At 35.7% G+C, this 13064-nt stretch carries 16 protein-coding genes and 1 riboswitch; of the genes, 15 read left to right on the plus strand and 1 reads right to left on the minus strand.

Going from position 1 to position 13064, the window contains the following annotated elements; all coding sequences use genetic code 11:
* The first annotated feature begins 285 nt into the window (after positions 1–285).
* Positions 286–645 carry an arsenate reductase family protein gene (locus tag BLQ56_RS19090; RefSeq protein WP_090858249.1) on the plus strand — a complete coding sequence of 120 codons (360 nt, stop codon included), beginning with the start codon at positions 286–288 and terminating at the stop codon, positions 643–645.
* 67 nt (positions 646–712) lie between these two features.
* On the plus strand, positions 713–1096 hold the full coding sequence (gcvH, locus tag BLQ56_RS19095; protein WP_090858252.1) for a glycine cleavage system protein GcvH: 384 nt from the start codon (positions 713–715) through the stop codon (positions 1094–1096).
* A gap of 266 nt (positions 1097–1362) precedes the next feature.
* On the opposite strand, the gene BLQ56_RS19100 is transcribed toward gcvH, so the two are convergent.
* Positions 1363–1722, minus strand: a complete 360-nt coding sequence (locus BLQ56_RS19100) for a hypothetical protein (protein ID WP_090858255.1) — start codon at positions 1720–1722, stop codon at positions 1363–1365.
* A 156-nt stretch (positions 1723–1878) separates the two neighbouring features.
* Here BLQ56_RS19100 and BLQ56_RS19105 point away from each other — a divergent pair, with 156 nt between their 5' ends.
* From BLQ56_RS19105 to sufU, 13 genes are all read left to right on the plus strand, one after another.
* Complete coding sequence (locus tag BLQ56_RS19105) at positions 1879–2124, plus strand: YusG family protein (RefSeq protein WP_090858258.1); 246 nt, start codon at positions 1879–1881, stop codon at positions 2122–2124.
* Positions 2125–2304: 180 nt separating this feature from the next.
* Positions 2305–2652 carry a toprim domain-containing protein gene (locus BLQ56_RS19110; protein WP_090858261.1) on the plus strand — a complete coding sequence of 116 codons (348 nt, stop codon included), beginning with the start codon at positions 2305–2307 and terminating at the stop codon, positions 2650–2652.
* Between the two features lie 83 nt (positions 2653–2735).
* On the plus strand, positions 2736–3041 hold the full coding sequence (locus BLQ56_RS19115; RefSeq protein WP_090858264.1) for a thioredoxin family protein: 306 nt from the start codon (positions 2736–2738) through the stop codon (positions 3039–3041).
* A 255-nt stretch (positions 3042–3296) separates the two neighbouring features.
* A complete protein-coding gene (locus BLQ56_RS19120) occupies positions 3297–4652 on the plus strand; it encodes an MFS transporter (protein WP_476638778.1) in 1356 nt (451 codons plus the stop codon).
* Positions 4653–4867: 215 nt separating this feature from the next.
* Positions 4868–4972, plus strand: a riboswitch (SAM riboswitch).
* A gap of 133 nt (positions 4973–5105) precedes the next feature.
* Positions 5106–6131 (plus strand): methionine ABC transporter ATP-binding protein, encoded by a 1026-nt coding sequence (locus BLQ56_RS19125; RefSeq protein ID WP_090858266.1) that lies wholly within the window; start codon positions 5106–5108, stop codon positions 6129–6131.
* Positions 6124–6792: a methionine ABC transporter permease gene (locus BLQ56_RS19130; protein WP_090858269.1), complete on the plus strand. Its 669-nt coding sequence runs from the start codon at positions 6124–6126 to the stop codon at positions 6790–6792. The genes BLQ56_RS19125 and BLQ56_RS19130 overlap by 8 nt, the downstream gene beginning before the upstream one ends.
* Positions 6793–6814: 22 nt before the next feature.
* Entirely contained in the window at positions 6815–7672 is an 858-nt protein-coding gene (locus tag BLQ56_RS19135; RefSeq protein WP_090858270.1) for a MetQ/NlpA family ABC transporter substrate-binding protein, read from the plus strand.
* Positions 7673–8174: 502 nt separating this feature from the next.
* A complete protein-coding gene (locus tag BLQ56_RS19140; protein WP_090858273.1) occupies positions 8175–8540 on the plus strand; it encodes a carboxymuconolactone decarboxylase family protein in 366 nt (121 codons plus the stop codon).
* 272 nt (positions 8541–8812) lie between these two features.
* A complete protein-coding gene (locus tag BLQ56_RS23675) occupies positions 8813–8962 on the plus strand; it encodes a YuzK family famiily protein (protein ID WP_476638779.1) in 150 nt (49 codons plus the stop codon).
* A gap of 314 nt (positions 8963–9276) precedes the next feature.
* Positions 9277–10062: a Fe-S cluster assembly ATPase SufC gene (gene sufC / locus BLQ56_RS19145; RefSeq protein WP_090858276.1), complete on the plus strand. Its 786-nt coding sequence runs from the start codon at positions 9277–9279 to the stop codon at positions 10060–10062.
* Positions 10063–10079: 17 nt separating this feature from the next.
* A complete protein-coding gene (gene sufD / locus BLQ56_RS19150) occupies positions 10080–11387 on the plus strand; it encodes a Fe-S cluster assembly protein SufD (RefSeq protein WP_090858279.1) in 1308 nt (435 codons plus the stop codon).
* The gene (locus BLQ56_RS19155; protein WP_090858282.1) at positions 11387–12607 is read left to right on the plus strand and encodes a cysteine desulfurase; all 1221 of its coding nucleotides are present in this window, start codon (positions 11387–11389) and stop codon (positions 12605–12607) included. The genes sufD and BLQ56_RS19155 overlap by 1 nt, the downstream gene beginning before the upstream one ends.
* A complete protein-coding gene (gene sufU / locus BLQ56_RS19160) occupies positions 12597–13040 on the plus strand; it encodes a Fe-S cluster assembly sulfur transfer protein SufU (RefSeq protein WP_090858285.1) in 444 nt (147 codons plus the stop codon). The genes BLQ56_RS19155 and sufU overlap by 11 nt, the downstream gene beginning before the upstream one ends.
* The last annotated feature ends 24 nt before the right edge of the window (positions 13041–13064 follow it).

Consider the following 13064-nt stretch of genomic DNA (forward strand, 5'->3'; position numbering starts at 1 on the left):
TGAGACTAACCCGTAAAAGTGCCTAGCACTTATCTTATGGGATGGTCTTTTTAATATTAAAATTTTGCACTCAGTTTTAGTGTCTAGCTTCAGCGCCTAGCCCCTCGGGGTCATAAGTCAAATCACTTCAGAAACCAAGGTTTCCTGCGTGATTCGCCTTATGCCTGTCGGGGCTGAACGAGGCGCTTACGCTATTCTTACAATAAGATATTATGAATTGGACAAGTCATGTGTTAAAATACTAAATTAGAATGGAATGATTTACTAAGATTGGTGGTGAGGTAATTGACCTTAACATTTTATTGGTATCCAAAATGTAGTACATGTCGCAATGCAAAGAAACTGTTAGAAGAACACAATATTTCGTTTGAAGAAGTACATATTGTTGAGAATAATCCAACACGAGAAGTATTAACCGATCTATATCAAAAGAGTGGTCTTGAATTAAAAAAATTCTTTAATACAAGTGGACAAAAATATCGTGAACTTGGATTAAAAGATAAAATGAAGACGAGTACTGATGAGGAATTATTAGATCTATTAGCTACTGATGGTATGCTTGTGAAACGACCGCTTTTAACAAATGGCGAGAAAGTAACTGTCGGGTTTAATGAGAAGATGTACAAGGACAATTGGTTGTCTTAAATTGAATTAAAAGATTTATAACGAATCTTTTAAGTATAAATTATACATACTGTGGAGGGAATATAACATGAATACGCCAAAAGAATTACGTTATTCTGAAGAACATGAATGGGTTAAGGTCGAAGGTAACAAAGTACGTATCGGAATTACCGATTTTGCACAATCTGAACTAGGTGATATTGTATTTGTTGAGTTACCAGAAGTTGGGGATGAAATTAAAGCAGACGAGCCTTTTGGAAGTGTTGAATCAGTAAAAACGGTTTCTGAGTTATATGCTCCAATTAGTGGTAAAATTGTTGAAATCAATGAAAACCTTGATGACAGTCCTGAATTCGTTAATGAATCTCCATACGAAAAAGCATGGATGGTTGTAATTGAACCATCTGATGAGAGCCAAATTGAGAAATTAATGACTGCTGAACAGTATGAAGAAATGATAAATGAAGATTAAATTCTAGGTAAAGCTGATTTGTATGGAGAAATCCTCGCAAATCAGCTTTTTTGTACTATTTAGCTGTTTTCACGGACTTTGTACCATGGTAGTCGACTTCCACTGCAGATGCGATCTTTCCGCGGGGCAGGCGATGAGCCTCCTCGTCGCAAGCTCCTGCGGGGTCTCATCTGTCCTGCACATCCCGCAGGAGTCTCGCATCTTCCGTTCCAATCGACTAAAATAATATAAGTGTTTGTGAAGGCAACGATCTTTTAGAAACTGAGCTAATTCTGCATATATCGAATGTAACTGAAGTTTGAGGTTGCAACGCTTTTTAGTATTTTTCCCTCTTGGTCTTTGTAAATTTCGTATTCTTGATACTCTTCTACAATATACCCACCAACAACTTTCGTATCGACAAGTTTGTTTTCTAGTGTTGGCAAGATTGACCCAATTAGATCTTCTTCTTCTTCTTCAACATGTTCACCTGAGGTAGTTTGCTCTTCATGAACAGCAGGATAGTTGGTGACGAAGCTGGCGGTACTTTCTTCTTGTACTAAAGTTGTCTCTAGATAAGCTGTGATACCAATTATGAATATTAAAAAAAGAAAACTAAATATGAGTGAAGTTGTTTTTGATAACAAGGAATAAACTCCTTTCCATAAGCGGTCATTACTCTATCATACGCATGTCCTAACAGTAAATATGACTACGAATTAGTGCTTTGTGGAAATAATCGTTAGATTATCATTTAGATAAATGCAGACAATAATAATATCTTTTAAAAAGAGGTGTTATAGATGGTACTTGAGAAAAAAAGATTAGACATAACAGATCGTGTTGTTGGAAAGCTTGGACCAAATAACATGGATTTATATTTGGAGAATGAACTGATCGGAAAAATGAGTCTTTCAGATGAAGGAAACCGTTATGAATTGAACAACGGATTTGAAGAAGAGCAAAATAAGATTTATCAATACGTTGATATTACGACAGGTCCTGATCAAAAGTATGTAGATTGTGATGATGAAAATGGTTGGTGTTAAGACAGCGGGATAAGCCTCTGTCTTTTTTTTACAAAATAGGTACTAAGAAAAATGGTTAAACCATAACCATAGGGTAAGCTAAAGCATACTATAAATATTACTTCTAGCTCTAAAGGAATAAACCGATCTTCGGAGAAATATATATATAACGGTTTTACAACAAAAAATAGGGTGATTATTTTGTGCATAGAGGAAATCGAGAGAGTGCTAATTGTTGAAGGAAAATCTGATAAAATTAAAGTTGAAACAGTCATGAAGGATTCTATTGAAATTATTTGTACAAATGGAACAATTAGTATTTCAAAGCTAGATGAGCTCATTGAGTATTTATTTAATAAAGAAGTGTATATACTTGTGGATTCAGATGATTCGGGGGAAAAGCTTCGAAAACAGTTTAAAAGAGAACTTCCAGAAGCAGAGCATTTATATATTGATAAAACCTATCGAGAAGTAGCATGTGCTCCAGAACAGCACATTGCAACAGTTTTACTAGGAGCAGACATTGATGTTCATGCAGATTTTCTATAATTAAGTCGATTCTATTCATTAAGAAGCTCTTTTTTTGTTAAAATGGTTATTAAATAATCATGGAGATAGGGAATGAGAAGAATATGAAGGAATGGACAAGAGAAGATATTGAGCAAAATCTAAGTAATAACGAATTAACTTATGTTTATTTATATACCCCAATGTGTGGTACCTGTCAGATGGCAAAAAAGATGCTAGAGGTAGTCGATGAATTACTACCTAATCTAGACATAGGACAATGTAATTTAAATTATTTACCTGAAAAAGCAAGAGAATGGGAAATAGAAAGTGTACCTTGCTTACTCACCTTTAGCCAAGGACAAATGACAGAAAAAATATATGCGTTTAAATCAGTTGATTATTTATATTCAAAACTGAAAGCCAACTAATCTCCTGCGGGAGGTTTTTTTTGTTTGGCTGCTACGTATAGATTGTTGCTTAGAAACCCGCAGGCTGAATAGACTCCGCGTCCGGCGGGTGACCAGTGAGCCTCCTCGTCGCTGAATCTCCTTTGGTGTATCACTTTGGCCACTGATCCCGCAGGAGTCTACGTGTATTCAGCCTGCTTGTACCTACTATTCAATGTTTTTGTGTATAAAACACTAAACTGTAAGTTTGTTCTCAATTTTGTCGTTGCTTTTATTTTGAAAAAAGGTATGATATTTAGGGAGGCGAAATTGTTTTTAGCTCTTAAGAATGAACGACGAAAGGTAGAAAAAATGCAGATAATGACAGATTGGAAACATCAATTTGGAGCCTATAATCTAAATATAAGGTTATTTTTTATTACAAATATATGTACCCAAATCGGAATGGGTATTTTTATGGTTATTTATAATTTCTATATACGTGAGTTAGGATTTAATGAACACCTTAATGGGAATATCATTGCAATGACAGCTCTTGCTTCAGCAATTATATTAATACCAGCTGGAATAATTAGTGATAAACTAGGTAGAAAAAATGTAATGATGCTTGGAATTATTGTCACCACTGCCGCACTTATATGTAGAAGTTTATTTGAAATAGAATCGTTCCTTTTAGTGTCAGCGTTTATTGCTGGATTAGCTACTGCTTTTATTCAAGTTTCAGCCATTCCGTGGCTTGCAGAAAACTCAAGTCACACCCAGCGTGTGCAGTTATTTAGTTATCATGCTGCCGTCATGATGATTGCCAATGTCATTGGAAATGTTACAGGAGGAGTTTTAACAGACCTTTTTACATATGTTTTTAATATCGAAGCTATATGGAGTGTAAGATTGACTCTCCTAATTGCTGCAATTATTTTTTGTATGGGAATAGTACCAATCTTTAAAATGACTGAGAAAAAGAGGGTAATTGAACTCAATGATACGGGAAAAAGAAACCCGATAAAAATGTCATGGCTCAGGAATAAGAAGCATTTTAAGTTGATTCTCCTATTTGCAGTAGCACAGTTGCTAATTGGATTTGGTTCTGGATTAGTCATTCCATACTTGAATTTATATTTTGCTGACCGTTTTAATACAAGTAACTCTACTATTGGAATAATCCTGTCATTAGGCCAGGCTGCGACAGCTATTGCAATGCTTGTTGGTCCGTTAGTAGTTAAACGAGTGGGTGAGGTTCGGGCAGTCGTTTATCTTCAATTACTATCATTACCATTTTTGTTATTAACCGCTTATACAGAAAGTCTTTTAATTGCTACGATAGGGTTTTTATTTAGACAAGCTCTTATGAATGCAGGAAATCCTATACAAATGTCCTTAATGATGTCCAAGGTTGACGATTCAATGAAAGGATTAGCTAATTCAGTCAATCAAATGGTATTCCAATTAGGCTGGGCGTTTATGGGACCTGTATCAACTTCAATCGTAGTGCTATATGGATCATATTGGGGATATGCTTATGTATTTAGTATAACTGCTGGCCTATATTTGATCGGTTCCCTTTATTTTTATTTCGTGTTTAAGTCTAGTTCTAAACTGAGGGTTCAGCAATCTCTTGCAAAGAGTTCGTAAATGTGACATATTTCTCGGGAAATTAATACAAATTGATTCATTCTCCAATCTGTTTTATCATTAATTTTACAACCTTGAGTAAAATGTCGATTAACAAAATACATATTCTGCCATCGTGTTTATGAAAATTTAATATTATTAAAATATAATAATTGACAAGTTTTTTTTTCTGTTATACAATCACGAACATGATGAAAAAAACAATTTAATAATTGCTCTTATTAAGAGTGGTGGAGGGATGTGCCCTATGAAGCCCGGCAACCGTCAACGATGTTGAAATGGTGCCAATTCACACAAAGCATTGCTTTGGGAAATGAGAGGAAGGACTTACTAAAATGCCTTTCTGCTCATGTGAGCAAAAAGGTATTTTTTTATTGATTTTATATTTTACATGTTCTAATGATGTTAGTACAAATTAACAATAAAGTAGTTTTATAAAGGACGGTGAAACATGTGATTAGCTTGCAAAATGTTACAAAAGTATATAATACAAAAAATAATAAAGTAACTGCAGTGGATGATATAAATTTAACGATTAATTCTGGTGAAATTTACGGAATTATTGGTTATAGTGGTGCAGGTAAAAGTACATTAATTCGGCTATTAAATGGTTTAGAAAAACCTAGCAAAGGGTTAATTACTGTTGCAGGACATGAAATAACAAAGGCTAAAGGTGGTTCTCTTCGAAAAGCAAGACGAGAGATAAGTATGATCTTTCAGCATTTTAATCTCCTCTGGTCTCGTACAGTTAGAGAGAATATTGCATTTCCACTTGAAATAAATGGGGTGCCTAAAAAGGATCGATTGAAAAGGGTTGATGAGCTTATTAAGCTTGTTGGACTTGAAGGGCGAGAAAATGCGTATCCTTCCCAACTAAGCGGAGGTCAAAAGCAAAGGGTAGGAATTGCAAGAGCATTGGCAAATAACCCTAAAGTATTATTATGTGATGAAGCAACATCAGCATTGGATCCGCAAACTACTGATTCAATCCTTGAGTTGTTAGTTGATATTAATGAAAGATTAGGTTTAACAATTGTATTAATCACACATGAAATGCATGTTATTCGAAAAATTTGTCATCGTGTCGCAGTGATGGAAAGTGGAATGGTTGTTGAGCAAGGTGAAGTGTTGGATGTCTTTAAAAAACCTAAACAACCAATTACAAAAAGGTTTGTACAACAGGTAACTGAACCTGAGGAAACGAGAGAAACCATTCAACATTTAGTTGATCAATATCCAAATGGAAAGGTCATCCAATTGTCATTTGTTGGAGAATCAGCTGAACAACCCTTGATCACAAATTTAATTCGGAATTTCAATCTTAGTGTAAATATTTTACAAGGGAAGATTTCTCAAACTCAAAACGGATCATATGGTACATTATTTATCCATATTGATGGTGAACCAACAGAAGTAGAGAAAGCAATCGAGTATATTGAAAAGTTAGAAGTGGAAGTTGAGGTGATAGCGAATGCTTAGTGAGTTATTACCAGATGTGAAATGGGAAAAGGTTATTATTGCTACAAACGAAACTGTTTATATGACCACTATTTCTGTTATTGCAACTTTTTTATTAGGAATCATACTAGGTTTGTTATTATTTTTAACTGCTAAGGGCAATATATGGGAAAATAAAGGATTAAATAGTGTAATTGCTGCTTTTGTTAATATTTTTAGGTCAATTCCATTTATCATTTTAATCATTTTACTTATTCCATTTACGAAAGCAATAGTAGGAAGTATGTTAGGTGCAAATGCTGCACTTCCAGCATTGATAATCGGTGCTGCACCCTTCTATGCAAGGATGGTGGAGATTGCACTTCGAGAAATTGATAAAGGTGTCATTGAGGCAGCAAAGTCAATGGGTGCTAAAACAAGTACAATTATTTGGAAAGTTCTACTGCCTGAATCCTTGCCAGCTCTAGTTTCTGGTATTACGGTAACGGCTATTGCATTAGTAGGTTATACAGCGATGGCTGGTGTCATTGGTGCAGGTGGATTAGGGAACTTAGCTTATCTTGAAGGCTTCCAACGAAGTAATAGTCAAGTCACTTTAGTTGCAACTGTTTTAATCTTAATTATTGTTTTTGTTATTCAGTTTATTGGTGACATTGTCACTTCTAAAATAGATAAAAGATAAATTAAAAAGGGGAGTTCAAAAAATGAAAAAAGTACTTAGTTTCTTATTTTTAGTAGGATTAGTATTATCTCTTGTTGCTTGCGGTACAGCAACTGAAGAAGAAAACACAACTGGAGCAGATGAAGATGCTACTGGAGATGAGCCTGTAGAATTAGTTGTTGGAGCATCAAATGTTCCACATGCAGAGATTCTTGAAGAAGCAGTTCCATTATTAGAAGAGCAAGGAATTAACTTAGAAATCGTACCATTTCAAGACTATATTTTACCGAACAAAGCACTTGCAGATAAAGAAATTGATGCAAACTACTTCCAACATATTCCATATCTAAATGCACAAATTGCTGAAAACGGATATGACTTTACAAATGCAGGTGGAATCCACATCGAACCGATTGGTGTATATTCTAAAAAATATAAGTCACTTGAAGAGCTACCAGAAGGCGCATTAGTTATTATGAGTAGTTCAGTAGCAGATCATGGACGTATTTTAACAATGTTACAAGATCAAGGACTTCTTACACTTAGAGAAGATCTTGAAGATACAACAACTGCTACAATCGATGATATTGCTGAAAACCCTAAAAACATAGAATTCAAAACAGATGTTGAGGCTGCATTATTACCACAAATTTATAACAATGATGAAGGTGATGCAGTACTAATCAATACAAACTATGCAATTGATGCAGGTTTAAACCCACTTGAAGATGCAATTGCGATAGAAGGTCCAGAATCTCCATATGTGAATGTAATCGCAGTTCGTACTGGTGATGAAAATTCAGAATCAATTAAAGCTCTAGTGGAAGTGTTACGCTCTGAGCAAATTCAAAACTTCATTAAAGAAAAATATGAAGGTGCAGTTGTACCTGTATCTGAATAAATTTTTGTAGACTTGATCAGTTCCTGATCAAGTCTTTTTTTTCAAAAGGTAAGAAAGTATAAAAATTCGAACTTAGTTTTGGTGTCTAGCTCCAGCGCCTAGCCCCTCGGGGTCATAAGTCGAATCACTACGGAAAACAAGATTTCCTGCGTGATTCGCCTTATGCCTGTCGGGGCTGACCAAGGCGCTTGCGCTTTTCTTATGTTATCTTAAAGTTTGTTGTTTTATATAGATATAAACCATTGTGAAGATAGTTACAAGCAGGCTGAATACACGTAGACTCCTGCGGGACCAGTGGCCAAAGTGAGACCCCACAGGAGCATGAGCGACGAGGAGGCTCACTGGTCACCCGCCGGACGTGGAGTGTATTCAGCCTGCGGCTTTGAAAGCAACAATCTATACGAAAACAACCTTTTTTTTGAAGAATAAAAAATGCAGGCATATTTCATTTTTCCCGACTCATACTAACGAAGATATCATATTACAGAATGGAGTTGTTAAGATGGACTATCAGCCAAGTAATCCGACTGAAGAGGCATTGCATGACTATAAATTAGGATTAGGAACTTTCACTCAAAAGATGCCTGAAATCGCTCATCACTTTAATGCGTTTACTGAAGCATGTTTCAAAGAGGGCACACTTAGCCAAAAGGAAAAACAATTAATTGCGTTAGGGATAAGCATTTATTCTCAAGATGAATATTGCATCATCTACCATACAAAGGGTTGTATTGACCAAGGAGCATCAGAAGAAGAAATACTTGAAGCAATTGGCGTAACTGCTGCATTTGGTGGCGGAGCTGCGATGAGTCAAGCTGTTACACTTGTACAAGAATGTATAACAGACTTAAATCAATATAAACAATAATTCTCTGAATGCTGACAATGGGGTACTTAATTGTCAGCATTTTTTATGGACTATATCAAATATCAAGTATATGTTAGTAATAATGAGATATTGTCAGAAATTCTAACAAAAAATATCATTATTCTGACTAATCAACTTTAAATACGAAAATGAACAGGAATATCACCAATTTTCAGATTTGTTGCTTCAACTCTCAGATGTTAGGATTGTTATATCAACAAATAGGGAGTTGGAGAGTCATTAATCAACTAAAGATGAATTATAATTCTGAAATGGAAAAAGCGATGTTTCAATCACATGGTATAGGTTATGAACGTTATTGTAACGATTTCTCTGCACGTATGAAAGTTGAAGCGCGAAGAGAAGAAGACTATAATAAAGAAAAGCGTTTGTTACAAGAATTAGGAAATACTAATAGTTAATCCAAAGACTAGCCAGCGGCTGGTCTTCTTTTTTACCAAAAGAAAGAATTTTGTCGAATGCGTATTTAAGGAATTCTTTTAAAGTTTAGGTGGAAAATAAGATGAAAGATTAACTAACAGAGAATAACACTTATTTTGATATGTATAAACTTACTATACATAAGTGTTTAGAAAGTATAAGAATGAAAGGTCAAATGGTTGCAGACACATTTAATTTGTTATAAGATTAGAATGAGAATAAATTGAGAATAAAAGTATTGGCGTTATTCGTCAATTCTTTACAAATTTTATAGGTATACTGGAGGTATAGAGTTATGGCAGGTTCAACTTTAACAATTAAGGATCTTCATGTAGCAATTGATGGTAAGGAAATACTTAAGGGAGTAAACCTTGAGGTAAAGGGTGGAGAAATACATGCAATTATGGGACCAAACGGTACTGGTAAATCCACTTTATCATCAGCAATCATGGGACACCCAAAATATGAGGTAACAAGTGGTAGCATTACTTTTGACGGTGAAGATGTACTAGAAATGGAAGTAGACGAGCGCGCTCGTGTTGGACTATTTTTAGCAATGCAATATCCAAGTGAAATTAGTGGAGTAACAAATGCAGACTTTTTACGCTCAGCAGTAAATGCGCGTCGAGAAGAAGGCGATGAAATTTCATTAATGAAGTTTATCCGTACAATGGATAAGAGCATGGATTTCCTTGAAATGGATCCAGATATGGCACAACGTTATTTAAACGAAGGATTCTCTGGTGGAGAAAAGAAGCGTAATGAAATTCTTCAACTTATGATGATTCAACCAAAGATTGCGATTCTTGATGAGATCGACTCTGGTCTAGATATCGATGCATTAAAAGTTGTATCTAAAGGGATTAATGAAATGAGAAGCGAAGATTTCGGCTGTTTAATCATCACTCACTACCAACGCTTACTAAATTATATTACTCCAGATTTTGTACACGTAATGATGCAAGGACGTGTTGTTAAATCAGGTGGAGCAGAACTTGCTCACCGTTTAGAAGCAGAAGGTTATGATTGGATTAAACAAGAGCTTGGCATTGAAGACGAAACAGTAGGTCAAGAAGCGTAAGCGTTAGGGGGATTAAAATGACAATTGAGACTAAATTCTCATTCGATCAGGACTATGTCAAAGATCTATCAACAAAACATGGTGAACCAAGCTGGCTATTAGACCTCCGCTTACAAGCACTTGCTAAGCTAGAGGACCTTCCGATGCCAAAGCCAGACAAAACGAAAATTGACAAATGGAACTTTACACAGTTCAATGCACATACTGTTGAAAGTACACCATATAATTCATTAGAAGAGATTCCTGATGAGTTAAAGTCGTTGATTGATGTTAGTAATGAGGACAATAATTTATATATACAAAGAGATAATACACCTGCCTTTACAACTGTTTCAAAAGAACTTAAAGACAAAGGTGTAATCTTTACAGATATTTTATCTGCTGCAAAAAATCATGGAGACCTTTTGAAAAAATACTTCATGGATGGTGTAAAGGTTGATGAGCATCGCTTAACAGCTTTACATGCTGCACTACTTAATGGAGGAGCATTCATTTATGTTCCTAAAAATGTAGAAGTTGAAGCACCATTACACGCTATATTTGTACATGAACATGCAGATGCTACATTATTTAACCATGTAATCGTAGTCGCTGAAGATAACAGTTCTGTGACATATGTTGAGAACTACATTTCAATCGGAACTTTTGAAAATGCTGTTGTTAATATCATATCTGAAGTTTTCACAGGTGCTAATGCGAAGGTTACTTTTGGAGCAGTTGACCACTTGGCTAAAGGTGTGACAACCTATGTGAATCGTCGTGCAAAAACAGGTAGAGACAGTCGAATTGAATGGGCTCTTGGACTTATGAATGATGGAAATACCATTTCTGAAAACACGACTTACCTTATTGGTGACGGCTCTTCTGGTGATACAAAAACAGTTGTTGTTGGTCGTGGCGAGCAAAAGCAAAACTTTACAACTAGTGTGATTCACTTCGGAAAAAATACCGATGGCCAAATTCTTAAGCATGGTGTTATGAAGGATAGTGCAAGTTCAATCTTTAATGGTATTGGTAAAATTGAACATGGTGCATCAAAATCGAATGCTGAACAAGAATCAAGAGTTCTTATGCTTAGTGAAAAGGCACGTGGAGATGCAAACCCGATTCTTTTAATTGATGAAGATGATGTTACTGCAGGTCATGCTGCATCTGTTGGACGTGTAGATCCAATTCAACTTTACTATTTAATGAGTCGTGGTATTCCGAAAGTTGAAGCAGAAAGACTTGTCATTCATGGTTTCTTAGCACCAGTCGTAAATGAACTACCGATCGAAGGAGTTAAGAAGCAGCTGATTGATATCATCGAAAGGAAAGTTAAATAATGAATATCCAAGATATTCGTTCATTTTTTCCGATTTTGGATCAAGAAGTAAATGGTAAACCGCTTGTTTATCTTGATAGTGCTGCTACTTCGCAAAAGCCAGTTCAGGTAATAGAGGCAGTTGACCGTTATTACCGTGAATATAATTCTAATGTACACAGAGGTGTTCATACCTTAGGAACCATGGCAACAGATGGCTATGAAGGTGCGCGTGAAAAGGTACGAAAATTTATAAATGCTAGCTCAATGCAAGAAGTGATCTTTACCAGAGGGACAACAACTGCCCTTAACATGGTGGCTTCAAGTTATGGATTAGACAATTTAAGTCAAGGTGATGAAATTGTTATCTCATATATGGAGCATCATGCAAATATTATCCCTTGGCAACAAGTAGCAAAGAAAACAGGGGCTACTTTAAAATATCTACCATTAACTGAAGATGGTTCCATTACAATTGAAAATGTAGAGAGCACGATTTCTGACAAAACCAAAATCGTATCAATTATGATGGTATCCAATGTTCTTGGAGCAATTAATCCAATTAAAGAAATTACGGAAATTGCCCATCGAAATGGAGCAGTCATGGTTGTTGATGCCGCACAAGCTGCACCACATATGAAAATCGATGTTCAAGCCTTGGATTGTGATTTCCTTGCATTGTCTGGCCATAAAATGTGTGGTCCAACAGGCATAGGTGCACTTTATGGTAAAAAACAGCATTTAGAAAAGATGGAGCCAATTGAAACTGGTGGAGAGATGATTGACTTTGTTGGGTTATATGAATCATCATGGAAAGAGTTACCTTGGAAGTTTGAAGCAGGTACTCCGATCATTGCTGGTGCTATTGGACTTGGTGCAGCTATTGATTTCCTTGAGGAGATTGGTTTAGACAACATTGAAAAGCATGAACATGAATTAGCTCAATATGCAATGGATCGTATGCTTGAAATAGAAGGATTAACAATTTATGGTCCGAAAAAACGAGCTGGGTTAGTCACGTTTAATATTGCTGATGTACATCCACATGATGTAGCAACAGTACTTGATGCAGAAGGTATAGCTGTTCGTGCTGGACATCATTGTGCACAGCCATTAATGAAATGGTTGGAAGTATCAGCAACTGCCCGTGCTAGTTTTTACCTCTACAACACAAAGGAAGAAATCGATAAATTAGTTGAAGGACTCATAAACACAAAGGAGTATTTCGGCAATGGCTTTTAATAATAATAACCTTGATACACTGTATCGCCAAGTCATTATGGATCATTACAAAAACCCTCGTAACCGGGGATCGTTAGAAGATGAGACATTAACGATTGATATGAATAATCCAACATGTGGAGATCGTATTCACTTAACATTAAAGGTTGAAGATGGAATTGTTACTGACGCTAAGTTTGATGGAGAAGGATGTTCAATCTCGATGTCATCAGCTTCAATGATGACTCAAGCAATTAAAGGTCAACCAATTGATAATGCAATGAAGTTATCAACCATCTTTTCAGATATGATGCAAGGTAAAGAATACGACGAAGATATCGACCTAGGTGATATCGAGGCTCTCCAAGGTGTTTCTAAGTTTCCAGCGCGTATTAAGTGTGCAACATTAGCTTGGAAGGCGATGGAAAAAGGTCTGAATAATGAACAAAAATAGAGGGATAGCGATGCTAGAACTCTT

This window comes from Litchfieldia salsa, from assembly GCF_900104555.1.
Lineage (GTDB): Bacteria > Bacillota > Bacilli > Bacillales > Bacillaceae_L > Litchfieldia > Litchfieldia salsa.

Bases quoted from the DNA above. Each gene is read 5' to 3' on its own strand.
- sufU (WP_090858285.1), top strand. From the start codon at position 12,597: ATGGCTTTTAATAATAATAACCTTGATACACTGTATCGCCAAGTCATT.
- gcvH (WP_090858252.1), top strand. From the start codon at position 713: ATGAATACGCCAAAAGAATTACGTTATTCTGAAGAACATGAATGGGTT.
- sufD (WP_090858279.1), top strand. From the start codon at position 10,080: ATGACAATTGAGACTAAATTCTCATTCGATCAGGACTATGTCAAAGAT.
- BLQ56_RS19115 (WP_090858264.1), top strand. From the start codon at position 2,736: ATGAAGGAATGGACAAGAGAAGATATTGAGCAAAATCTAAGTAATAAC.
- sufC (WP_090858276.1), top strand. From the start codon at position 9,277: ATGGCAGGTTCAACTTTAACAATTAAGGATCTTCATGTAGCAATTGAT.
- BLQ56_RS19105 (WP_090858258.1), top strand. From the start codon at position 1,879: ATGGTACTTGAGAAAAAAAGATTAGACATAACAGATCGTGTTGTTGGA.
- BLQ56_RS19135 (WP_090858270.1), top strand. From the start codon at position 6,815: ATGAAAAAAGTACTTAGTTTCTTATTTTTAGTAGGATTAGTATTATCT.
- BLQ56_RS19130 (WP_090858269.1), top strand. From the start codon at position 6,124: ATGCTTAGTGAGTTATTACCAGATGTGAAATGGGAAAAGGTTATTATT.
- BLQ56_RS23675 (WP_476638779.1), top strand. From the start codon at position 8,813: ATGGAAAAAGCGATGTTTCAATCACATGGTATAGGTTATGAACGTTAT.
- BLQ56_RS19155 (WP_090858282.1), top strand. From the start codon at position 11,387: ATGAATATCCAAGATATTCGTTCATTTTTTCCGATTTTGGATCAAGAA.
- BLQ56_RS19140 (WP_090858273.1), top strand. From the start codon at position 8,175: ATGGACTATCAGCCAAGTAATCCGACTGAAGAGGCATTGCATGACTAT.